The 22702-nt window shown below is 47.3% G+C and carries 23 protein-coding genes; all 23 read left to right on the top strand.

The annotated features are described in order from the left end of the window. The first annotated feature begins 86 nt into the window (after nucleotides 1-86). The 23 genes from F6X55_RS11910 (at nucleotide 87) to F6X55_RS11800 (ending at nucleotide 22680) form a co-directional block, all read left to right on the top strand. Nucleotides 87-533 carry a hypothetical protein gene (locus F6X55_RS11910; protein WP_153463526.1) on the top strand — a complete coding sequence of 149 codons (447 nt, stop codon included), beginning with the start codon at nucleotides 87-89 and terminating at the stop codon, nucleotides 531-533. Between the two features lie 429 nt (nucleotides 534-962). Continuing rightward, nucleotides 963-2027: an L-threonylcarbamoyladenylate synthase gene (locus tag F6X55_RS11905; RefSeq protein WP_035426942.1), complete on the top strand. Its 1065-nt coding sequence runs from the start codon at nucleotides 963-965 to the stop codon at nucleotides 2025-2027. A gap of 321 nt (nucleotides 2028-2348) precedes the next feature. Beyond that, nucleotides 2349-2903, top strand: coding sequence for a manganese efflux pump MntP (locus F6X55_RS11900; protein WP_026570780.1), 555 nt, complete (start codon nucleotides 2349-2351; stop codon nucleotides 2901-2903). Between the two features lie 394 nt (nucleotides 2904-3297). Continuing rightward, a complete protein-coding gene (locus F6X55_RS11895; RefSeq protein ID WP_153463524.1) occupies nucleotides 3298-3906 on the top strand; it encodes a low molecular weight protein arginine phosphatase in 609 nt (202 codons plus the stop codon). A 98-nt stretch (nucleotides 3907-4004) separates the two neighbouring features. Continuing rightward, nucleotides 4005-5363 (top strand): methyl-accepting chemotaxis protein, encoded by a 1359-nt coding sequence (locus F6X55_RS11890; RefSeq protein ID WP_081704602.1) that lies wholly within the window; start codon nucleotides 4005-4007, stop codon nucleotides 5361-5363. A 4-nt stretch (nucleotides 5364-5367) separates the two neighbouring features. After that, nucleotides 5368-5817 carry a ribose 5-phosphate isomerase B gene (rpiB, locus tag F6X55_RS11885; RefSeq protein ID WP_153463521.1) on the top strand — a complete coding sequence of 150 codons (450 nt, stop codon included), beginning with the start codon at nucleotides 5368-5370 and terminating at the stop codon, nucleotides 5815-5817. 58 nt (nucleotides 5818-5875) lie between these two features. Further along, nucleotides 5876-6439 carry a TIGR01440 family protein gene (locus F6X55_RS11880; RefSeq protein WP_152525568.1) on the top strand — a complete coding sequence of 188 codons (564 nt, stop codon included), beginning with the start codon at nucleotides 5876-5878 and terminating at the stop codon, nucleotides 6437-6439. Nucleotides 6440-6613: 174 nt separating this feature from the next. Then, on the top strand, nucleotides 6614-7852 hold the full coding sequence (locus F6X55_RS11875) for a serine hydroxymethyltransferase (protein ID WP_153463518.1): 1239 nt from the start codon (nucleotides 6614-6616) through the stop codon (nucleotides 7850-7852). 367 nt (nucleotides 7853-8219) lie between these two features. After that, on the top strand, nucleotides 8220-8462 hold the full coding sequence (locus F6X55_RS11870; RefSeq protein WP_026570775.1) for a hypothetical protein: 243 nt from the start codon (nucleotides 8220-8222) through the stop codon (nucleotides 8460-8462). 140 nt (nucleotides 8463-8602) lie between these two features. Next, nucleotides 8603-9232: a uracil phosphoribosyltransferase gene (gene upp / locus F6X55_RS11865; protein WP_026771880.1), complete on the top strand. Its 630-nt coding sequence runs from the start codon at nucleotides 8603-8605 to the stop codon at nucleotides 9230-9232. Nucleotides 9233-9256: 24 nt separating this feature from the next. Then, nucleotides 9257-10411 carry a non-hydrolyzing UDP-N-acetylglucosamine 2-epimerase gene (gene wecB / locus F6X55_RS11860; protein ID WP_153463515.1) on the top strand — a complete coding sequence of 385 codons (1155 nt, stop codon included), beginning with the start codon at nucleotides 9257-9259 and terminating at the stop codon, nucleotides 10409-10411. Between the two features lie 335 nt (nucleotides 10412-10746). Then, on the top strand, nucleotides 10747-12939 hold the full coding sequence (locus F6X55_RS11855; RefSeq protein ID WP_153463512.1) for a S8 family serine peptidase: 2193 nt from the start codon (nucleotides 10747-10749) through the stop codon (nucleotides 12937-12939). A 779-nt stretch (nucleotides 12940-13718) separates the two neighbouring features. Further along, entirely contained in the window at nucleotides 13719-14087 is a 369-nt protein-coding gene (locus F6X55_RS11850) for an ATP synthase subunit I (RefSeq protein WP_026570772.1), read from the top strand. Between the two features lie 24 nt (nucleotides 14088-14111). Then, on the top strand, nucleotides 14112-14837 hold the full coding sequence (gene atpB / locus F6X55_RS11845; protein ID WP_026570771.1) for a F0F1 ATP synthase subunit A: 726 nt from the start codon (nucleotides 14112-14114) through the stop codon (nucleotides 14835-14837). Between the two features lie 169 nt (nucleotides 14838-15006). Continuing rightward, nucleotides 15007-15213 carry a F0F1 ATP synthase subunit C gene (atpE, locus tag F6X55_RS11840; RefSeq protein ID WP_026570770.1) on the top strand — a complete coding sequence of 69 codons (207 nt, stop codon included), beginning with the start codon at nucleotides 15007-15009 and terminating at the stop codon, nucleotides 15211-15213. Between the two features lie 193 nt (nucleotides 15214-15406). After that, nucleotides 15407-15871 carry a F0F1 ATP synthase subunit B gene (gene atpF, locus F6X55_RS11835; protein WP_371069722.1) on the top strand — a complete coding sequence of 155 codons (465 nt, stop codon included), beginning with the start codon at nucleotides 15407-15409 and terminating at the stop codon, nucleotides 15869-15871. Next, entirely contained in the window at nucleotides 15868-16410 is a 543-nt protein-coding gene (locus F6X55_RS11830; RefSeq protein WP_153463509.1) for a F0F1 ATP synthase subunit delta, read from the top strand. Before atpF ends, F6X55_RS11830 begins: the two co-directional genes overlap by 4 nt. Before the next feature lie 22 nt (nucleotides 16411-16432). Further along, the gene (atpA, locus tag F6X55_RS11825) at nucleotides 16433-17941 is read left to right on the top strand and encodes a F0F1 ATP synthase subunit alpha (protein ID WP_026570767.1); all 1509 of its coding nucleotides are present in this window, start codon (nucleotides 16433-16435) and stop codon (nucleotides 17939-17941) included. An 87-nt stretch (nucleotides 17942-18028) separates the two neighbouring features. Continuing rightward, nucleotides 18029-18889, top strand: a complete 861-nt coding sequence (gene atpG / locus F6X55_RS11820; protein WP_026570766.1) for an ATP synthase F1 subunit gamma — start codon at nucleotides 18029-18031, stop codon at nucleotides 18887-18889. Between the two features lie 30 nt (nucleotides 18890-18919). Continuing rightward, complete coding sequence (atpD, locus tag F6X55_RS11815; protein ID WP_026570765.1) at nucleotides 18920-20332, top strand: F0F1 ATP synthase subunit beta; 1413 nt, start codon at nucleotides 18920-18922, stop codon at nucleotides 20330-20332. 117 nt (nucleotides 20333-20449) lie between these two features. After that, nucleotides 20450-20851 (top strand): F0F1 ATP synthase subunit epsilon, encoded by a 402-nt coding sequence (locus F6X55_RS11810; protein WP_026570764.1) that lies wholly within the window; start codon nucleotides 20450-20452, stop codon nucleotides 20849-20851. A gap of 754 nt (nucleotides 20852-21605) precedes the next feature. Beyond that, on the top strand, nucleotides 21606-21836 hold the full coding sequence (locus F6X55_RS11805; RefSeq protein WP_200865446.1) for a DUF1146 family protein: 231 nt from the start codon (nucleotides 21606-21608) through the stop codon (nucleotides 21834-21836). 130 nt (nucleotides 21837-21966) lie between these two features. Next, nucleotides 21967-22680 (top strand): YwmB family TATA-box binding protein, encoded by a 714-nt coding sequence (locus F6X55_RS11800; protein WP_153463506.1) that lies wholly within the window; start codon nucleotides 21967-21969, stop codon nucleotides 22678-22680. Nucleotides 22681-22702: the final 22 nt, after the last annotated feature.

Raw genomic sequence — 22702 nt, 5'->3', positions numbered from 1 at the left:
TCACTCCTCTATCACTCATAGACTAGATTAAACAGTGATTCCGGTCAGAAGAGCCGGTTTAAGAAAACGGGATAGGGAGTGTGCGGATGAAACTGATTCATACTAACAGGTTGGATGACCAGGTGTTACAGCGTTTTTTTGCCGGGTCATGGGAAGCTTTTCGCGGAAAACACAACGTGAAGGAAAATGGATTCCTGATAGAAGTAAAAGGGGAATATAAGGCTTTTTTCGCCTTGCTTCCTATGGAGGATCAGGTTTTTTGGCTGAAAAGCTTGTATATTAAAGAAGGAGTGCCATCTTCTTTTCCATGGACTGTATTGGAGACAGCGATGACATTGGCCGGAGAGAAAGCAGCTGATTGTGTGTACATTTACAGCCATCAAGCAGCACTCGATACGTTGCTGGTGCTATTGCAGTTTGAACAGGCTGCTTTTCCATCGTTTGCCGAAGGTCATGCACTGCCAGAGGGGACCTGGTGGAAGAGTTCTTTTGGGAAAGAAGCAAAGTCTGTCGATATCCAGGGTTTGAAATGAACGGAATTAACGTGCACGGACTCAGTGAAATCGACTTGGGGATAAACACAGTAGTTATTAACAATCTCTGTGATATAACAGAAGTTATCCACATCTGTGCACAACAACTGTTTATAATTTGTGGAGAGTAGTGGATAAGTGTCGGGAATAGGTCATTCGTACGGATTGAGTGTATAAGACAGGGGCTTTGAGTGGGTATTTATTCCTTGTCCTTTCCATATTCATTGGCAAAACAATCCCTTTATCGTATGTTTTCGGCAGGGATTGTTTTGCTTTTGACTGGTTTCAGGGGAGTTATACACAGCATCTTGCAGAATTGCCAGAAAAATTTCATAATGTGGATAAATTGTTGATAAGCGAATTTGCGAAAGGGAATAGTACTTGAATAGCACATATCAAACGTTTGATTAATTAAAGGAGTTAGTAACCGTGAAGGATACAAAAGTGTGGAAAATCGAGCAAACAACCAGTGCAACCGACCTGGCAATCAGGGAAGCGTCAGCCTTGCTGGAACAAAACGAGGTAGTGGCTTTCCCGACAGAAACTGTCTACGGTCTGGGCGCAAATGCTAAAGAAGCGGATGCCGTGGATAAAATATTCCGGGCAAAAGGACGTCCATCCGATAATCCGTTGATTGTCCATATAGCGGACCGCGTTCAAGTCGATGATTACGTTGCAGAGGTTCCAGAGGTGGCCGAAAAGCTGTTGGCAGCCTTTACTCCTGGACCGCTGACCCTGATTTTGAAAAGCAACGGCACGATTGCGGATAACGTAACGGCCGGACTACCATCAGTCGGGGTGCGCATTCCGGACCATCCAGTAGCTCAGGCGCTCCTTCGCGCATGCCGGCTTCCGCTGGCGGCACCGAGTGCCAACAAGTCCGGCCGGCCCAGCCCGACTACAGCCGATCATGTATATGAAGACCTGCAAGGGAGGATCGCCGGGCTCCTTGACGGCGGACCGACAGGAGTTGGCGTAGAATCCACGGTGGTAGATTGTACCGGCGAAATGCCGATTATTTTACGTCCTGGCGGTATCACCCGGGAGCAGCTTGAAGAAGTCGTGGGAAGAATCATGGTTGATCCGGCGCTCGCGGCGGCAAACGGGAAGCTTCCGGAGAACGGGGATGTGGAGAAACCTCGGGCGCCAGGTATGAAATATACACACTATGCACCTGACGCACCTTTGTGGCTGGTGGACGGCGCCCCATCCTTCATGCAGACGCAAATCGATGCCCAGCTTCAGGCTGGGGATAAAATCGGGATAATCGCCAGCAAAGAGCTGGCAGCCGAGTTGGACGCCGACAATATCAATATATGCGGATCGCGGAACAATTTAAGTGAGGTGGCTGCCCATTTATACGATGCGCTGCGCTCGTTCAAAAAATCAGATGTCGACATCATACTCTGTGAAACATTCCCGGAAACAGGCGTCGGTCAGGCAATCATGAACCGCCTCCATAAAGCAGCAACCAAAAAAATCAACCAATTTTAAGCGGGGGTCAGTCCCTCCCTAGGTACCAGCGGGGGACAGTCCCCAGACAGGTCTGGATAGCCAATTGTTTTGGTGAGTTCCTTGATAATTCAAGGTTTTTCTCCTGGAGGGACAGTCCCCCGTATAAAGCTTGCCCATCAAATCAGCCGTTTTGGGGTCAGTCCCCAACCGGGAGGTAATGTCAGAGGTTGGCTGTGGGGACTGACCCTGGTCTGGGACCCTGGTCTAGACTTTGGCTTATCCGGTCTTGTCCGATTCCGGTAATATAACTTGTCTCTTGGGCATATAGTGGAATAGCATGTCCGGAGAGGGGTTGGCGGGATGGCTGGTGTGAATATCGGCGAGTATATTTCGTTGATTTTTATGGCTGCAGCGCTAGGGATGGATGCATTTTCTGTCGGTCTTGGTATGGGAATGCAGGCTCTGAGGCTGAAGCGGATTTTTATTATCGGCTTAACAGTCGGCCTGTTTCATATGTTGATGCCGTTTATGGGTATTGCAGTGGGCAAATTTATTTCCACCAAAATCGAGGGCTTCGCAATTTTAGGGAGTGGACTATTATTGTTCGCGCTCGGTGTACAGATGCTTTTATCGTCTTTTAATCGGGAAGATAAAAAGTTGATCAGGCCGATTGGTGCAGGACTTATTCTGTTTTCAATCAGTGTCAGTCTGGATAGTTTTTCTGTTGGTCTCAGCTTGGGGATGTCGGGTGTCCGCACTTTTTTGGCCATTGTCTTGTTCGGCTGGTTCAGCGCGTTCCTGACTTGGTCGGGACTGCTGCTTGGAAGGAAAGCTAGAGGGCTGATCGGTGTTTACAGCGAACTGTTGGGCGGAAGTATCCTATGTGCATTTGGGTTGAAAATTATTTTTGGCTAGTCCGATCGATGCGGGCTGTCTGCTGATTCAACGGCAGACGGCTTTTTTGTATTTTGGAAAATGTTAAAAGAAACTGCCTGTGGATGATTATGTGCTGGAACAGGCTCGTCCAGCTCCGGCACCTCTCTATCGTAATTTTCTAGCCAGCCAATATCTGTGACAAAAACGGCGCCTCCAGGCTTATCGCAAACATGTCGATGGCGCACGCGATAGGGTTGATGCAGGCATTGTGCAGGACGTGACGAATTTAGCCTGTTATTCTTTATAAAAAGTTTTCGGTAGGGAATATCGGGCTAAATGATATAATGGAGCAAGAAAAAGGAATGATAGCAGTAGTAACTATGGAAAGACAGCTGCCGGAATGCCTGTTCCTTTCCTATTTGGAGGTAAAAAGATGAAAATACTGTTCGTTTGCACGGGAAATACATGCAGGAGCCCGATGGCCGAAGCACTTCTGCGGAACAAGCTGCCGAGTGTCGAGGTTCAGTCTGCCGGGATTTTTGCCGGATCTGGACAGCAGGCGTCCCACAGTACGATCGAGGTATTGGGGAATAAGAACATCAATCTGAATCACCAATCACAGCCTGTGACAGTACAGCTGCTCAACTGGGCAGACCTGGTCCTGACCATGACGTCTCAGCACAAACAATCCCTTGCTATGCAATACCCATCCTTCAGCGAAAAGCTGTACACCCTGAAGGAATATGTATTGGAGGGTGACGGGGATGCCTGGGACCAGCTCAAAAAAGCCTATGCCGATTTAGAGGAAAAACGGGCACGGTTCATGAAAGAGAATGGCAAAACCATGGATCCGCACAAGCTTGATAAAGAGCTTCATACCCAGTTGAGACAAGAAATCAATCATATCCAGCAGCTGGAGGCAAGCCTGCCGGATTTCGACATATCCGACCCTTTTGGCGGAAATTTGAACACATATCAAGAAACTTTGCAGGAAATCGAAAAGTATATTGAACTACTGGCCAAAAAGATAGACAATAGATAAAGAAGCTAGTATTAAGGTGCGTCAACCAGGAGAACCCGACTAGTGTCACAGGGGAAACCTGTTTTGGTTTGTGCATCGGAAAAGTGGAGGGAATGTGAATGGAAGAAAAGACGAGAAAAGGCAGTTTGCGCTGGAAATTGGTTTTGTTTACTACTTTGCTTGCCCTGATCACCTATTCAATCAGCGCCGTATTCATGTATCTTTTATATGATTACATTCAAACCTTTATCCCTATTTCAGAATTTTGGTTTGTCATGGCCACCTTGGCCCTTGGAATCATATGGTCCGGCATTTTGGCCTATGCAGCGGCCGGTTTTATCACTCGCCCGTTGACGAGACTGGAATCTGTAGCTGCTGAAGCAGCGCAAGGGAATCTGACGAAGGAAGTGGAGCTTCCGAACTCCAAGGATGAAATCCATTCACTGTCCCTTGCTTTCAATACCATGCTGGGCAGTTTGAAACAGATCATTCATAAAATTGAAAACAACTTCGATAAAACGAACGATAAAGTAGAACAAATCAAAACGGTTTCTTCGCGTGCTGCAGCGCAAACGAAAGAAATCAATGAGGCGATTCAACATATTTCCGCCGGGGCGGAGAATTCATCCAATTCGATTCAAAACACGGCTGAGTCGATTGAAGCGGCTACAAGACTGGCCCAGCAGGTTCAGGAAAAAGCCGGCCAATCCCGGCAGAATTCACAAGACATGGTTGCCAAGTTAAGTGATAGTAAAGCGGTCATACATAGACTTGTTTCAGGCATTCAATCATTGGCCCAGGAGCAGGAAAATTCTCTGGAAGATGTCACCCGTCTTGAAAAGAATGCCCGGGAAGTCGAGAATATTATCGGCATGGTTGGGGATATTTCTGAACAGACGAATCTGCTTGCTTTGAATGCATCAATCGAAGCAGCGCGAGCCGGGGAACATGGAAAAGGGTTCGCTGTGGTGGCGGAGGAAGTGAGGAAGCTTGCCGACCAGAGCACACAGGCTGTCCAGGGAATATCGGAGCTTATCACCAACATTCAGACGGATGTACAACAGGTTGTCAATCAAATCACCGAGCAGGTTTCTTTTGCCCGGACAGAAGCAGAAAAAGGCGAAGAAACCAATGCAGCCATCAATACGATGTCTGTATCGATTAATGAGGTTGCTTCCGCCATCGAGGGGATTTCCCAATTGGTGGATGAACAGCTGCAGGCTATTCAAAAAACGTCAGTGGAATCCCAAGAGGTTTCGGCCATAGCCGAGGAAACTTCTGCCAGTGCAGAGGAAATGACGGCGATCATCAATGAGCAATCCACGGTCATCGCGAGTGTCGAGCAGCTTGCAGCTTCACTCGAAGATCAAGCCAACGTATTGAAAAAAGAAATCCACCAATTCAAGATAAAAGAAGAAGAAGTCGTCCCTCTGAAGCAACCAGTACGATTGAACGCAACGATGGAGAAGGGAGCGTAATAAAATGAAAGTGATTGTAGCCTCTGACCACGGGGGAGTGAACCTGCGCAAGGAAATCTGTTCACTTCTCGAGGAAATGAAAATCGAATTCGAAGACATCGGCTGTGACTGCGAGGATTCCGTTGATTATCCGGATTATGGGATTCCTGCTGCCGAGCGGGTCGCCAGCGGGGAATTCGATAAAGGCATCCTTATTTGCGGCACAGGGATCGGTATGTCGATATCTGCTAACAAAGTGAAGGGCATCCGGGCTGCGCTCGTCCACGATGTTTTCAGTGCCAAGGCGACCCGGGAACACAATGATTCGAATATGATCACGATGGGGGAGCGGGTGATAGGCGCCGGACTCGCCAGGGAAATCGTCAAAACATGGCTGGAGACAGAATTTCAAGCCGGACGTCACGCCAACAGGATCGGAAAAATCACGGACTATGAATCCAACGAAACAGTTTAGTACGCTGAACTGACGGGGGACAGTCCCCTTTTATAGACAGGAGGCTGGGTATAACATGGTGGATCGGTTAAAACAGGAGATACATGCGATTGTCGATGAGTGGCTGGATTCCGGTTACTTGCGGAAGGGACAGTTGTTTGTTGTCGGCTGTTCTACAAGCGAGGTGGCCGGGAAACGTATCGGCACATCAGGAAGTGAAGAAGTGGCCGCGGTCATTTTTGCGGGGATGCAACGACTGCAACGGGAGACAGGGATTCAGTTGGCTTTTCAATGCTGTGAGCATTTGAATCGTTCACTTGTTGTAGAACAAGAGACGTTGATCCAACGTGGTTACCAACAAGTGACAGCAGTTCCCGTCCCGAAAGCGGGTGGTTCCATGGCGGCATATGCATACAAGCATATGAACCAGCCTGTCCTCGCAGAAACGATTTCCGCCGACGCCGGTCTCGATATCGGAGAAACGATGATCGGCATGCATTTACGGCGGGTGGCGATTCCCTTGCGCTTCAAACAACGTGCTGCCGGAAACGCGAGGGTGACGATGGCACGTACCCGGCCAAAGCTTATCGGTGGTCACCGGGCAGTCTATCCGCAAGATGATTCAGGTGTATTCTGCGACTGATTAATGTTACTATTTTGATAGATTGGTGACGAGCGGAAAATGGTCGTTGGTTGTGAGAAGGAATCTTGCTGGGATTGTAAAGAGGAACCAGTCATTTCTCTTATTTGCTCATAGACCGCAAGCTCGAGAACCCACTTCAAATAATCTTCAAAAATCCAAAGGGGGAATACGGCAATGCAACATGTGAAAGAAAAGGATCAGGAGCTTTTTCAAGCGATTGAAAACGAAAGAATGCGGCAAAATGACAAAATTGAGTTGATTGCATCGGAGAATTTCGTCTCGGAAGCGGTAATGGAGGCGCAAGGATCTGTATTGACCAACAAATATGCGGAAGGGTATCCGGGCCGTCGCTACTATGGTGGTTGTGAATATGTCGATGTTGCAGAAAATCTTGCCCGCGACCGCGCCAAGCAGCTATTCGGTGCCGACCATGCGAATGTTCAGCCGCATTCCGGTGCTCAGGCCAACATGGCCGTATATTTTTCGGTCTTGGAAATCGGTGACACCGTGCTGGGAATGAACCTTAGCCATGGCGGCCATCTTACACATGGCAGCCCCGTCAATTTTAGTGGTAAGCTTTACAAATTTGAAGAATATGGGGTCGACAAAGAAACGGAACAAATCGACTACGAAAATGTTCTTGCCAAAGCGAAAGAACTAAAGCCGAAATTGATTGTTGCCGGTGCCAGCGCTTATTCTCGCACGATTGATTTCGCGAAGTTCCGTGAAATCGCGGACGAAGTCGGCGCTTACTTAATGGTCGACATGGCGCATATTGCCGGCCTGGTCGCAACAGGACTTCACCCCAATCCAGTTCCATATGCCGACTTTGTTACCACCACAACGCACAAAACTTTGCGAGGCCCTCGCGGCGGGATGATTCTTTGCAAAGAAGAATATGCCAAAAAAATCGATAAGTCCGTCTTCCCGGGTATGCAGGGCGGCCCTCTGATGCATGTCATTGCGGCAAAAGCAATGGCATTCAAAGAAGCGCTGCAAGATGATTTCAAAACGTATTCCCGACAAATCATCGATAATGCAAAACGGCTCGGAGAAGCGTTGCAAAAAGAAGACATCAGAATTGTCTCCGGTGGTACGGATAACCATTTGCTGCTGTTGGATGTCCGCGGTCTGGAATTGACAGGGAAAGTCGCCGAAGAAGCGTTGGATAACGTGGGATTGACGACCAACAAAAATACGATTCCATTTGATCCAGAAAGTCCGTTCGTGACTTCCGGTGTCCGGATCGGAACAGCAGCTGTTACAAGCCGCGGGTTCGGCCTGGAAGAAATGGATGAATTAGGCTCCATCATCGCTTTTACACTAAAGCATCATGACGATGAAGCGAAGCTGAAGGAAGCCAAAGATCGAGTAAAAGCATTGACCGATAAGTTCCCGCTCTATCAACGATAGACAAGAAAACAAGCTGTCCGTTTGGAGAGACCTGACTAAAATGTGACAGCATAAAAGCACTTAAACTGCCTTTCCCCCTTCCATTCAGGGCAAAGGCGGTATAGGTGCTTTTTCTTTTTATGCTTGGCCGGTCCAGTTGGAAATGTCGCCCAGGGAAAAGCATGTTTGCTGCTGCCGATAGTCGAGTGGAGAGTCACGCGCTTGGGCAGTACACAGCAGGGAGAATCGTAGGAGCTTCCCCGGCGTTATTATCGCAGAGGGGAAACGGAGCCCTTTAAAAATCGAAACCACTTGGAAAAAAACACCTGAAAAACGCACTTTTAAATATGGCCTGATTAGGGTATACCCTAACCAGGAGGGTTTCACCATGAATGAAAAAAACGTTGTATCGATAGGTGGAGTAATTGAGACAGCAGATGGCTACAACCTGCATATTAAAGGATACGACGCTGCACAGCACCGAGAATTCAACGATTTATTCACGTATGACGGATTTCTGGTCCGCGGTCGGCATATCGATCCCCGCCAAGATCCGCTATCTGCCGAGTGCAGGCTTGAAATAAAACAAAAAATAATGGAAGTCGTCCATGAAAAAGAAACACAACTGTAACCGATCCATCATCCTGCGTGGTGATGGATTTTGTATGAAAGCAGAAAAACTTCGACACGGAATGACATGTCCCCTTGAAAGCAGGCTGTTTTTTCAGTACAATTTTAAGGATGCAAAAATACCAAAGGAGTGATCGGAACGTGGGAAATGTATATGTACTGGATCATCCATTGATCCAACACAAGTTAACCTACATACGTAAAAATAGCACAGGGACAAAAGAATTTCGCGAACTGGTAGACGAAGTGGCCGGGTTAATGGCTTTTGAAATTACCAGAGATTTGCCTGTAGAAGAAATTACGATTGATACTCCTGTAACCAAAGCCAAAGCAAAAACGTTAAGCGGTAAGAAAATCGGCTTGGTTCCGATTCTCCGTGCAGGGCTGGGGATGGTCGACGGGATTCTCCGTTTGATCCCTGCTGCGAAAGTAGGACACGTTGGACTGTATCGTGATCCGGAAACATTGATGCCGGTAGAATATTATATCAAGCTCCCATCCGATATCGAAGAGCGTGAACTGATTGTCATCGATCCAATGCTGGCCACTGGCGGGTCCGCAAACGATGCAATTCACTCCTTGAAAAAGCGCGGAGCGAAAAATATAAAACTAATGTGCCTGATTGCTGCCCCGGAAGGTGTGGAGGTCATTAAGAAGGAGCATCCTGATGTCGATATCTACCTGGCTGCTCTGGATGAGAAACTGGATGAAAAAGGCTACATCGTCCCAGGTTTAGGGGATGCCGGTGACCGCCTGTTTGGTACTAAATAAATCCGGAAGGCAGGAGGATCGACCATGACGAAACCGATCAAGGTAATGACGATTTTCGGTACCCGGCCGGAAGCGATCAAAATGGCGCCACTTGTCCTGGAGCTGAACAAGCGTCCTGATCAGTTCGAAACAATCGTGACCGTGACGGCCCAGCATAGGGAAATGCTGGATCAGGTTCTGGACATTTTCGATATTACGCCGGACTTTGATTTGAATATCATGAAATCACGGCAAACGCTGGCTCAAATAACGACTAGAGCGCTGGAAGGCCTGGACGAGGTCATCAAACAGACCAATCCAGATATCGTACTCGTGCATGGAGACACGACTACGACCTTCGCCGCATCCTTGGCTGCTTATTATAATCAAACGGCGGTAGGCCATGTGGAAGCAGGGCTTCGGACATGGAACAAATACTCTCCTTATCCAGAAGAGATGAACAGGCAATTGACAGGGGTCATGGCCGACTTGCATTTTTCCCCGACTGAACAAGCGAAACAAAACCTGCTCCGGGAAAACAAGCCGGAAGAAAGGGTGTTTGTTACAGGGAATACAGCAATCGATGCTTTGAAAACAACGATTGCAGATGATTATAAGAGTCCGATTCTAGAGGAACTCGACGGGAAACGGTTAGTGCTTTTGACTGCCCACCGGCGGGAAAACCTCGGGAGTAATATGCGGCAAATGTTCCGTGCCATCAAGCGGCTTGTCGAAGCGCATGACGATATTCAGGTTGTCTATCCTGTCCACTTGAACCCGGTAGTCCGGGAAACGGCCGTCGAAATACTCGGAAATGATGATTGTGTAAAACTGATTGAACCGCTCGGTGTAGTCGACTTTCATAATTTTGCGGCGCATGCCCATCTGATATTAACGGATTCCGGCGGAGTCCAGGAAGAAGCGCCTTCTCTCGGTGTTCCGGTTTTGGTCCTGCGCAATACAACCGAACGTCCGGAAGGTATCCAAGCCGGAACATTGAAGCTCGCCGGAACTGATGAAGACAACATCTTCCGTCTTGCCAATGAACTTTTATCAGATGAGAAAGCCCATGCTGTGATGGCCAAAGCTTCCAATCCTTATGGAGATGGAAAAGGCTCGGCCAGAATAGCCGAAGCGATTCGTTATTATTTTGGACAAACAACGGAGCGGCCAGCATCGTTCCGGACAATAACAAAGTGACACAGTAAAAACCGAACGATCAATCGAAATCGTTCGGTTTTTTGCATTGGTGAAAAAGGAGTGAATGGCGGTTTACTGACAAGAACAGGATCCTTCTGCGGGAAAAGCATGCGAGTTGAAAAGCCGCATCTAAGCATTTTTGCACTCTGAATGGATGAAGTCATGCCTGTGGAAAGCGCTGTATCCTGTCCTGTCGATGAGTAGCGAAGAAAGTTTATCTGACTCATTTTATCTTCCTTTTGATCAGGTACACGCTAAGCTTCTGGTGCGGAATTTTTCCGATGCATGATTCTGTCGGAATGGCGGATACTAAGGGAAAAAGAGGAGAATTATTCATGGTCAAACATATCGTGTGCGTTCTTGTCCTCGCTATCCTGCTGACATTTACCCCCTCTGCACAATCCTCCGCAGAAATAGAAGAATCCCAATCCCTCATCGTCGAGGTTGATGGCGACCCTCATGCATACAAGGAATTCATCGAAAAATATCATCCTTTTATTGAAGTCTTGCAAGTGTATGATACCCTTTTTACCGGCCTGGCCGTTCGCGGAAAAGCACACCAGCTGGAAAAAATCGAAACCGAAGACTTTGTCCGCAAAAGCTACCCCGTACAGACCTATCAAGCCACTGCAGAGAACAGTGTGGAGTTTTTGAAACAGGGGGCTTTTTTTCAATCGGAGGCTGGCAGTGAATACACCGGAAAAGGTGTGAAAGTAGGGGTAATCGATACTGGCATCGATTACACGCATCCTGACCTGGCTGCAAGCTACCAAGGCGGATTCGATGTTGTCGACTTGGATGATGACCCGATGGAAACCCAAGTGGACCAAGGGATGCCGACCATCCATGGCAGTCATGTCGCTGGGATAATTGCTGCCCGTGGCAAAATGAAGGGGGTAGCACCGGAAGCTGAGCTCTATGGCTATCGTGCTCTCGGTCCGGGCGGAATGGGAACGTCTGTCCAGGTGATAGCGGCATTGGAAAAAGCTGTGAAGGACGGCATGGATATTATCAACATGTCACTTGGCAGCTCGGTGAACGGTCCTGATTGGCCGACGAGTGCCGCCGTCAATCAAGCCATTGAAAAAGGGGTCTCGGTGGTGGTGGCTAACGGGAACGAAGGACCGGAAAACTGGACAGTGGGATCGCCGGCCACTTCAGACAAAGCCATTTCGGTCGGTGCTTCCACGCCCCCTATGACCACCCCCTCTTTATATGACCAGCTGCACGATAAAACCATCGATTTGAATTTGTTCATGGGGTCAGTCCCCTGGGATCTCGAAAAAAAATACCCGATTGTCCATCGGAAGCTGGAGAACGGTAAAATCGAGGATGCCAGGGGAAGAATCGTGCTGATCGAACGGGGGACAGTCCCCTTTGCCGATAAGGCCCGGGCGGCCGAGAAGGCAGGGGCTGAAGCTGTGGTGATTTATAACAACGAAAAAGGCAGCTTTGCTGGTTCTATCGATGATGGAAACGAGCCGATAGCCATTCCGGTTGTGTCCGTTTCAGAGAAGGACGGTCAATGGCTCAAAAAAAATGCCGCCGTCAAGGAGACCTGGCTGGAAACAAATTATCAAAAGGAACAGGATTTAATGGCGCCCTTCAGTTCGAGAGGGCCGGTCACGGTCAATTGGGAAATCAAGCCCGAAATTGTGGCGCCTGGAGCAGCCATTACCAGCACAGTTCCCGGCGGTTACCAGGAGTTGCAGGGTACAAGTATGGCAGCCCCTCACGTTGCCGGCGGACTTGCTCTGGTTAAACAGGCCCATCCAGACTGGAGCCACGAGCAACTGAAAGGAGCACTGCTGACGACAGCCTTGCCGGTAAACGATGAAAAGGGAAACCGATATGATCCGATTGTCCAGGGAATGGGGCGGATGCGGATTGATGCCGCTATTAACACGGATACAATCCTGTTTAATCCGCTTATATCTTTTGGGAAAATAGAGGAGAGAAAACAGACCGGCACCTATGAACTGTTGGTAGAAAACATATCCGACCGGCCGCAGGAGTTCCGGTTTGATATCCCGAAGCAGCAGCGCGGCTTGAGATGGGAACTGCCAAAGGCTGTCACGGTAGAGGCGGGGGAGAAGAAAGAGATTCCGATTACCTTGTCGGTTACAAATACCATGTTGGAAAACGGAATCCATCAAGGCTGGCTTACACTGCAACGTGATAGCGGTGAGGAAGCCTATCGACTTCCTTATTTATTTGTCGTTAACGAAGCCGAGTATCCGAAAGCGATGGGGATTGAATTCGCCATAAAGCCATTCACCGATGACCAATACCAGTATCGTATGTACCTTCCTGAAGGGGCGGAAAAACTGACCATCGACCTTTATAACCCATCGACCCTTCGATATGACCGCACCATACTGGAGTTACAAAATCAAGAACCAGGCCTGGTCGAAGGAGTGCTGGAAAAACGCAATATCGGAAAAAAAGGCCAATACCTGGCCAACATCATCATCAAAACCGATAAAGAACACCAATATAGTTATCCCACCACCCTGCAAATCGAATGACAGAGGAACCAATGACCGGAGAACCGGGGGAACCGGGGTCAGTCCCTCTTCCGGCTAAGTAAGGTTAACGAGGTTGGCGGAGGGACTGACCCCAAAACGGCCGAAAAATCCATGGATTCCGCCAAAACACCCTTTATTACAGGGTTTTTGTCATCAAAGGTGTGTCCCCAACCGGCAAATGTTAATGAGGGTCAGTCCCCACAACCGGCGATTTTCGGAAATTAGGTGTCTTCGACTTTCTCTAGGGACTGACCCCTATTTTTGACCCCTGCTTCGTTTCAAACTTCGAGACTCTAATTAATTGTCACAAATTTGTCGCTTTTGTGTTTGTTTTCCTTCTTATATAATAAAGGGGAGTGTACTGGTGAACAGTGTTTTCGTGGAAGGTTTTCCAATATCTACTTTCTCCGTGAAACCGATTGACATTGGACTACCCCTATTGTATGCTAATCTAGTGTGGAATGATAAGGGTTTCATAAGCTTCTTTTCCTGATAAGCTTATTCCTTGTTTAAAACCTGTACAGCTTGTAAGATGAGTACAAACCTGACCTGGTGAACAGGGCAGGTGTGAAAAAGTTTTGCCGGATTCGACAAAATTTTTTTGCGTTTTAATCGGTTTGATGCAATCCCGTCTTCTGAAAGAGAGATAAAAACCAAGCTGATTTTCCACAAGTTCCGACAATCGTTCAATGGGTTGAATTGGCCTTGAATTGGAGCCGGTACATAAAGAAGCATCCATTTAAAATATATCAAGCATCTTCATTACGGGGGAACAAAGCATGCAACAATACGAATATATGATAACCCGTCAGCGCAAATGGATGTTCTACCTTCTCGCACTATTGGTACTAGGATCGGCTTTCACACCGTATCCACGTATCTTCCTCGGACTTCTCCTTGGAACAGTGATAGGCTTTTACAACCTATGGCTTATGCAAAGAAAGATCCAGCAGCTCGGCAAGGCCGCAGCTGAACAACGTTCTACCAAAGGTATTGGCACCTTTTCCCGATTGGCAGCAGCCGCAGCGGCTGTGCTTATCGCCCTTCAGTTCGAAGAATATTTCCATCTTATCGGTGTGTTAATTGGATTAATGACAGTTTACGTTGTCATTATGATAGATTTTGCAATATTTAGAGTCAAAGACTAGCGCTGGGAAGAGAGGTGAAGAAATTTGGATCATAAAAAACCCTTACTCGAGGACGTTTTTGGAATCTCATGGCTTGATTTCAACTTGTCCAACGTTTTGATGATCGCGATCGCATCCACCCTTGTTTTCATCCTGGGGGTCGCCGCATCAAGAAAGCTTCAGATGAAGCCAACCGGTCTCCAAAATTTCATGGAATGGGTCATAGATTTCGTGAAAGGAATTGTCGGAGATACGATGGATTGGAAAACGGGGAAGACATTCCTTCCGTTAGGCCTGACGCTGATCACCTACATTTTTGTCAGCAACCTTCTCGGTGTCGCTTTCATGGCTGTAGACTCAGAACACCATCTTTGGTGGAAGTCTCCGACATCGGATGCAGGCATCACACTGACACTGTCGACCATGGTAATCGTGTTGACGCACTACTATGGAATCAAGATGAGGGGTGTGAAGGAATACGGAAAAGATTACTTCCGTCCTTTGCCATTCTTATTCCCGATTAAACTGCTGGAAGAATTCTCGAATACGTTGACGCTTGGTCTTCGTCTTTTCGGAAATATTTATGCAGGGGAAATCTTGCTTGGATTGCTGGCGGGTCTTACCGCTTCTGGTGCAGTAGGATTCCTTGGAGGGGCAATCCCGATGTTGGCATGGCAAGGATTCAGTTTGTTTATTGGAGCTATCCAGGCCTTCATTTTCACTATGTTGACAATGGTCTATATGTCTCACAAAGTGAGCTCGGATCATTAAAAATTATATATTAAGGGTATTCCCGCTGCTTGTCTATTCAAACAGGCAGAGAGGAACCCGGGTCAGTTTTTGTGAACGGGGAGTTACGGAAGTACCGGACACCTGCTTATGAAATACTGAAAAATCAGGAATTAACTAAATTCATATATTCTAGAGGAGGATTTTTATTATGGGAGCTTTAGCAGCTGCAATCGCAGTAGGACTAGCCGCACTAGGCGCAGGTATTGGTAACGGTTTGATTGTAAGTCGTACAGTAGAAGGGATCGCTCGTCAGCCAGAATTGCGCAGCGCCCTGCAGACAACCATGTTCATTGGTGTAGGTCTAGTTGAGGCAATGCCGATCATCGCGGTAGTAATCGCGCTTATCGTCATGTAACAAAACATTGAGATAAAACTTAAATACATTGGCGAAGTTCATTGATTTGAACTTTCGCCTTTCCTTTACGCTTGAAGAAACATAGCAATGTTGACGAATAAACCGGTTACCGACGATGAAAGGAGTGAATGCTGTGCAATACACAGGTTGGCTGATCATTAATGCTGGGCCGGGCGGTCTCCTAGTGGGGGACATGTTAACCCAGTTGTTTTTCTTTATTGTATTATTGCTCCTCTTGCGCAAGTTTGCATGGGGCCCGTTGATGAATGTCATGAAGCAAAGGGAAGACCATATAGCAAGTGAAATCGAGACGGCGGAAAAGAACCGTGCCGAAGCAGAGCGTGCATCACGCGAAGCTGCTGAAGAGCTGAAGAACACCCGGCAGGAAGCGCAATCTATTATCGAAGATGCGAAAAAAGCCGGACAGAAGCAAGAACAGCAAATCATCGAAGCAGCCCGCGAAACAGCAGAGCGCATCAAAATTTCCGCTCAGGAAGACATCGAGCAGGAAAAAGAAAAAGCGATCAAAGCATTGCAAGATCAAGTTGCTACCTTGTCCGTGCAAATCGCCAGCAAGGTGATTGAAAAAGAAATCAATACGCAAGACCAAGAGCAACTGATCAATGAATATATCAAAGAGGTAGGAGAAGAGCGATGAGTGAAGCCATAGTTGCCAAACGATACGCAGATGCTCTTTTTCAACTGGCGGAAGAAAAAAAAGCCGTCGACCAGCTTGAACAACAGTTTCACATTTTACAAGAAGTGTTTCAAAACAATAAAGAATTACTACCTTTCCTGAAGCATCCAAGAGTTAATAATGATAAAAAGAAACAACTCATCCGTGAGACGTTTCAAGACTTTTCTTCCGATGTGGTCAATACACTGTCATTGCTTGTTGACCGCCACCGCGAAGAACTCATTCCATCCATAATTAGTCACTTTATCGAATTAGTGCATGATGCGAAAGGGATAGCGGAAGCAACCGTTTATTCTGTTCGGGAACTGACCGAAGAGGAGCAGGAACAGCTTTCTCAAGTCTTTGCAAAAAAACTCGCTAAAAATGAGTTGAAGATCACCAATATCGTCGATCCGTCGATTCTCGGCGGAGTCAGACTGAAGATTGGCAACACGATCTATGATGGAACCATCAGTGGCAAGCTCGAGCGAATCGAACGGAATATCGTATCCGCGAAATAATTGATGATAGGGGTGAAATGGCATGAGCATTAAAGCTGAAGAAATCAGTGCGCTGATCAAACAGCAAATTGAGAACTATCAATCTGATATAGAAGTCAACGATGTAGGGACAGTAATTGAAATCGGGGACGGGATTGCCCGTGCTCATGGTCTTGATGACGTTATGGCTGGAGAACTTGTCGAGTTTTCCAACGGTGTCATGGGAATGGCACAAAACCTGGAAGAAAGCAATGTAGGTATCGTCATTTTGGGACCATATCAAGATATCCGTGAGGGAGACGAAGTACGTCGTACCGGACGGATTATGCAGGTGCCAGTAGGAGATGAATTGCTGGGACGCGTCGTCAATCCGCTGGGTCAGCCGGTAGACGGAAAAGGACCGATTGAAACAGGAAAAACCCGTCCGATCGAATCTCCGGCACCTGGAGTAATGGATCGTAAGTCCGTTCATGAACCACTTCAAACGGGTATCAAAGCAATCGACGCCCTTGTACCGATCGGACGCGGCCAGCGTGAACTGATCATCGGGGACCGTCAAACAGGTAAAACGACCGTCGCAATCGACGCGATTTTGAATCAGAAAGATCAAGATATGATTTGTATTTATGTAGCCATCGGACAAAAGGATTCGACCGTACGCGGAACTGTAGAGACCCTTCGCCGCTATGGCGCATTGGATTATACGATTGTCGTGTCTGCTGGAGCATCTGAACCAGCACCGCTTCTATACCTGGCACCATATGCAGGTGTTACCATGGGTGAAGAATTCATGTACAACGGCAAGCATGTTCTGGTCGTTTACGATGACTTGTCCAAACAGGCAGCTGCTTATCGTGAACTTTCCCTCTTGCTTCGCCGTCCGCCAGGCCGTGAAGCATTCCCGGGGGATGTTTTCTACTTGCACTCCCGTCTGTTGGAACGTGCTGCCAAGCTAAGCGACGACAAAGGCGCTGGTTCGTTGACCGCACTGCCTTTCGTTGAAACACAGGCAGGGGATATCTCAGCCTACATTCCGACAAACGTCATCTCCATCACAGATGGGCAGATTTTCTTGCAGTCGGACTTGTTCTTCTCCGGTGTACGTCCGGCAATCAACCCGGGTCTATCGGTATCCCGTGTCGGCGGATCTGCACAAATCAAAGCAATGAAAAAGGTAGCCGGTACACTGCGTCTTGACTTGGCGTCCTACCGTGAACTGGAATCTTTCGCTCAATTCGGGTCCGACTTGGATAAAGCGACTCAAGCAAAACTGAACCGTGGTGCACGGACAGTAGAGGTATTGAAGCAGGGATTGCACAAGCCATTGAAAGTGGAAAATCAGGTCATGATCATTTACGCTTTGACTCAAGGATATCTCGATGATATTCCAGTGGAAGATATTACGCGCTTCGAAGGTGAGTTCCACGAATGGCTGCGCAACAATAAAGCTGAATTGCTGAAAACAATCCGCGAAACAGGAAAACTTGCGGAAACGGAAGATATGAACAATGCTGTCGAAGAGTTCAAAAAGAGCTTTGTAGTATCTGCATAAGCTCATGAGAAAGAAGGCAGGAGGACGTTGGGAATCAGACAGGATCTATTCCGGCGTGAACCTTTGAAGAAAGGGTGGTGAGACAGCGTGGCTTCATTAAGAGATATCCAAACCCGGATAAACTCGACCAAGAAAACGAAGCAAATCACCAACGCGATGCAAATGGTATCTGCTTCGAAAATGAATAAAGCAGAGCAAAACGCAAGATCGTTCGTGCCATATAGCGAAAAGATCCAGGAAGTGGTCGCAAGCATCGCAAATGGCGGCGATGTAGCCAACCATCCGATGCTGCAGGCGCGGGAAGTGAAAAAGACTGCTTATTTCGTCATCACTTCGGACCGTGGCCTGGCGGGGGCATACAACAGCAGTATCTTGCGGACAGTTTATCGTGATATTCAGGCAAGGCATCAGTCGAAAGATGAGTATATCGTAATCGCTGTCGGCCGTGTGGGAAGAGATTTCTTTGCGAAACGGGACATGCCGATCGCCAGGGAAATCACCGGGCTGGCCGACCAGCCGAATTTTGCTGACATAAAAGATCTGACTTCTGAGACGGTACAGATGTACATCGATGAAGAAATTGACGAATTGAACATTTATTATAACCATTATGTAAGTGCGATTTCGCAAGAGGTATCGACAACAAAACTGCTTCCTTTGACGAATATCGGTACGGAAGGCAAGCAGTTGAGCAGCTATGAGTACGAGCCGAACCAGGAAGAAATCCTAGAGGTTCTGCTGCCGCAATATGCGGAGAGCGTGCTTTACGGTGCCTTGTTGGACGGAAAAGCAAGTGAACATGCTGCCCGGATGACTGCCATGCAAAGTGCTACGGACAATGCCAATGATCTGATCGATGATCTTTCGTTGTCTTACAACCGTGCACGTCAGGCAGCCATCACCCAGGAAATCACAGAAATCGTTGGTGGAGCAGCGGCACAAGAATAGCTCCATTATAGTAAGTTAGGAGGGAAATCGATGAGCAAAGGACGCGTTACCCAAATCATGGGACCTGTCGTGGACGTAAAATTCGAAAGCGGACAGCTTCCGGAAATTTATAACGCATTACGCGTGCAATATGCCTCACAAGATGAAAATGAATCCAGCAGCGAACTCGTTTTAGAAGTCGCACTGCACTTGGGCGATGACAGTGTTCGTACAATTGCCATGTCATCGACAGAAGGGGTTCAGCGTGGTACAGAAGTAGTGGATACAGGTGCACCGATCTCCGTGCCCGTAGGCGATGTCACACTCGGCCGGGTGTTCAACGTGCTGGGTGGAAAAATCGACTTGGACGAACCGTTGGCCGAAGGGGTGCGACGTGACCCGATTCACCGTCAGTCGCCTAAGTTCGAAAACCTTGCAACAGAAACAGAAATCCTGGAAACAGGAATCAAGGTCGTTGACTTGCTCGCTCCATATATCAAAGGTGGTAAAATTGGTTTGTTCGGGGGTGCAGGTGTTGGTAAAACCGTACTGATCCAGGAACTGATCAACAACATCGCCCAGGAGCACGGCGGCATTTCTGTATTCGCCGGTGTAGGGGAACGTACGCGTGAAGGAAACGACTTGTATTATGAAATGAAAGACTCAGGCGTTATCAGCAAAACAGCGATGGTTTTCGGTCAGATGAACGAGCCGCCGGGAGCACGTATGCGTGTTGCCCTGACAGGCTTGACCATGGCGGAATACTTCCGTGATGAGCAAGGCCAGGACGTGTTGCTGTTTATCGATAATATTTTCCGATTCACCCAAGCAGGTTCGGAAGTATCTGCATTGCTTGGCCGTATGCCTTCTGCTGTTGGTTATCAGCCAACATTGGCAACAGAGATGGGGCAACTGCAAGAACGGATCACCTCGACGGATAAAGGATCGGTTACATCCATCCAGGCCATTTACGTGCCTGCCGATGACTATACCGACCCGGCTCCGGCAACAACGTTTGCCCACTTGGATGCAACGACCAACCTGGATCGTAAGTTATCGGAACAGGGTATCTATCCTGCCGTGGACCCACTGGCGTCCACTTCCCGTGCACTGGATCCGGAAGTAGTCGGAGAAGAGCATTATGAAGTCGCCCGTGAGGTGCAACGTACCTTGCAACGTTATAAAGAATTACAGGATATCATCGCCATCCTTGGTATGGATGAACTGACGGACGAGGATAAACTGACAGTTTCCAGAGCCCGCCGCATTCAGTTCTTCCTGTCTCAAAACTTCCACGTAGCAGAACAGTTTACGGGCCAAAAAGGTTCCTATGTACCTGTTCAGGAAACTGTAAAAGGCTTCCGGGAAATTTTGGACGGAAAACATGATGATGTACCGGAAGATGCATTCCGTTTGGTTGGCCGTATCGAGGAAGTAGTCGAGAAAGCTCAACAAATGGCGTAAATTCTAAGGCCGGTCAAGGCTGGTAAAAGCAGATGACAGCTTTACCGGCCTTCTTCTGGCATTTTTAAAGAAACGGCTGTTGAATGTAGCCATATTCCAGCCCGAGGAGGGGTTTCATTGAAAACACTAATGGTGAGTGTTGTCACTCCTGATGGCCCTGTAATGGAAGATGCTTTCGAAATGGTTAGTTTAAAGGCGGAAAACGGTGAACTCGGTATTTTGCATGGTCACATTCCATTGGTTGCTCCGTTATCGATCGGTGCTGTGCGTTTGAAAGGGCAGGACGACACGAAAAAGCTGGCGGTGAATGGCGGATTTGTCGAGGTACGACCTGATAAGGTCACTATCTTGGCACAATCGGCGGAAAAACCGACCGAAATCGATGTGGAACGTGCCCGCAAAGCAAAAGAACGGGCCGAAAGACGTCTGCAGACTAAGCAGGACGATATTGACTTCAGAAGGGCTGAAAATGCGCTTAGACGTGCAATCAACCGTCTGGACGTAGTGGAAAATCGATAAGCACACTTAACGAAAAAAAGACTTTAATTGCTGCATAAGCATTAAAGTCTTTTTTATCGTTTGAGCCTTCTAAGCAACCTGGCCGTAAATACCAGCAGCTAAAATTCCACATCGCTGACTTAATGTTCTTTTGATGCTTGACCCCGCTGGGGAAGCATGGATAGTGATCAGTTTTCCATAGTTAACCCCCCGCGCCCCGTCTGAGTCTATGTAAGCTATATATTTCTGAAATTATCAAGGATTGCTCTGGTGACAGCGATTATTTTGAGGCAATGGCAATAACCTGAATAACCGTCCAGTACGATGACAGGTATTGTAACTCGATGCCATGGCTTAGCGAAGAGAGCTTTCGAGAGAGCCTGGATAAAAATCCCCTGCTAGCAGACGCAAGTCCGTGCCCTCCTCCAATTCAATCTTCCCCATTTTTAAACAATAATGGCAGAACGCTGTCTTAAAAACCAAAAGATGCTGATTCAATGCAAGAAAAGAAAAGCCAGTGTCGATATTCCCCGGGAAATAACAGTCATATTCGGCCGAATTCAGACAAACAGAAGGCCCGACCCTCTCCCCATCTGTAGTAATTCGAATAGCCTATCCGCCCGCCTTGTCCATTTTTACGTTTAGGTAATTTGAAATAAAGGTATTACACTACCAGAATCAAACAATCACCCGTTGACATTTCTTTTTGTCCGTGGCAATGTTTTACTAGTAAATAAACGATGCGACAACAAAAAGAAAAGGTGTGATCCAATTGATGCAATCACTTGGCCAAGAAGCGCTTATCAGTATGATTTCTCACTTGATTTTTATCATTATCACGTGGAGGGTGCTGCAAGGCATTAATTTAGAACCTCTTATTAAAAAAGGACGCATAATGGAAGCCAATATTTTGTTGATATTTATCACAATTGCAATTGGCACGACTGTAAGCAGGTTCTTTTTGGACTTCTTGCAATGGTCCCAGCAGCTAATCTTTCTTTTTTGACGCGAAGTTCACGAAAACGTGAACCGGATGTCAAATCATGACGAGAAAAGAACCGTATTTTTTTTGCTCTCCGGTCAATACTTGTGAAAGAGTCCAAGCACTCATTCATAAGCTGAGGGAGAGAATATAAATGAAAATCCGGTTCATTCTCGTGATAACAATAGGTATCATGGTTTCATTGCAATCATTCGTTCATGCATCCATACAAAAAGAACCAATCGAGCAATTGATCCAATTGGCAGAACAGGAGCAACTCCCGCTGGAAAAGTGGCAGATAGTCATGAAAGATGAACTGGACAGAAACCGTGCCCACGAGATTGCTAGAAAACTAGAAAGCTATTTCCCTGCGTCCGACATTAATAGAGAGGAAACGAGCCAGGCAGAAAAATGGACTGCCAGCAACCTCCATAAAAAAACGCAATCGACCGAAACCTTTATCATGATTGTGCCTAAAAATGAACAAGGTGGTATCCAAATCAGCTATTCACTTACGGGTGAAAGGTGGAATGAACAGACAAAGTCTTACTACCATGCTAAATCGGAGAGTGTGACTAAAGCATTATTTACTACAAATGTAAAAAAATTTGCTTGTCTGACACTACTGTCAGATGATAAAATGAATAAGGTTTATTTTTTTGAAAAATTTGTAGAAAAATTGAATGTTCAAGCACTAGATCGCATACAGGAAAAAGATTTCACCGTTCTGTCGGGTTATACCCCTTATTGGGAACAAACCATCCCCGGCAAGGACAGCCTAATGAATATCCAGCTAGCTGCTCGTGAAGATGCGAGTGGCAATACTACCATGACAATAGGAACACCTATCATAATTACTGAATATTAATATAGTGAAATTGGACGCAGAG

It is taken from the genome of Sediminibacillus terrae (assembly GCF_009602435.1).
GTDB lineage: Bacteria > Bacillota > Bacilli > Bacillales > Amphibacillaceae > Sediminibacillus > Sediminibacillus terrae.
This window is presented reverse-complemented; position numbering and strand designations above follow the sequence as displayed.

Bases quoted from the DNA above. Each gene is read 5' to 3' on its own strand.
- F6X55_RS11850 (WP_026570772.1), top strand. From the start codon at position 13,719: ATGCAACAATACGAATATATGATAACCCGTCAGCGCAAATGGATGTTC.
- atpF (WP_371069722.1), top strand. From the start codon at position 15,407: ATGTTAACCCAGTTGTTTTTCTTTATTGTATTATTGCTCCTCTTGCGC.
- wecB (WP_153463515.1), top strand. From the start codon at position 9,257: ATGACGAAACCGATCAAGGTAATGACGATTTTCGGTACCCGGCCGGAA.
- F6X55_RS11910 (WP_153463526.1), top strand. From the start codon at position 87: ATGAAACTGATTCATACTAACAGGTTGGATGACCAGGTGTTACAGCGT.
- atpA (WP_026570767.1), top strand. From the start codon at position 16,433: ATGAGCATTAAAGCTGAAGAAATCAGTGCGCTGATCAAACAGCAAATT.
- atpD (WP_026570765.1), top strand. From the start codon at position 18,920: ATGAGCAAAGGACGCGTTACCCAAATCATGGGACCTGTCGTGGACGTA.
- rpiB (WP_153463521.1), top strand. From the start codon at position 5,368: ATGAAAGTGATTGTAGCCTCTGACCACGGGGGAGTGAACCTGCGCAAG.
- F6X55_RS11875 (WP_153463518.1), top strand. From the start codon at position 6,614: ATGCAACATGTGAAAGAAAAGGATCAGGAGCTTTTTCAAGCGATTGAA.
- F6X55_RS11895 (WP_153463524.1), top strand. From the start codon at position 3,298: ATGAAAATACTGTTCGTTTGCACGGGAAATACATGCAGGAGCCCGATG.
- F6X55_RS11855 (WP_153463512.1), top strand. From the start codon at position 10,747: ATGGTCAAACATATCGTGTGCGTTCTTGTCCTCGCTATCCTGCTGACA.
- F6X55_RS11830 (WP_153463509.1), top strand. From the start codon at position 15,868: ATGAGTGAAGCCATAGTTGCCAAACGATACGCAGATGCTCTTTTTCAA.
- F6X55_RS11870 (WP_026570775.1), top strand. From the start codon at position 8,220: ATGAATGAAAAAAACGTTGTATCGATAGGTGGAGTAATTGAGACAGCA.
- atpE (WP_026570770.1), top strand. From the start codon at position 15,007: ATGGGAGCTTTAGCAGCTGCAATCGCAGTAGGACTAGCCGCACTAGGC.
- F6X55_RS11800 (WP_153463506.1), top strand. From the start codon at position 21,967: ATGAAAATCCGGTTCATTCTCGTGATAACAATAGGTATCATGGTTTCA.
- F6X55_RS11900 (WP_026570780.1), top strand. From the start codon at position 2,349: ATGGCTGGTGTGAATATCGGCGAGTATATTTCGTTGATTTTTATGGCT.
- F6X55_RS11805 (WP_200865446.1), top strand. From the start codon at position 21,606: ATGCAATCACTTGGCCAAGAAGCGCTTATCAGTATGATTTCTCACTTG.
- F6X55_RS11890 (WP_081704602.1), top strand. From the start codon at position 4,005: ATGGAAGAAAAGACGAGAAAAGGCAGTTTGCGCTGGAAATTGGTTTTG.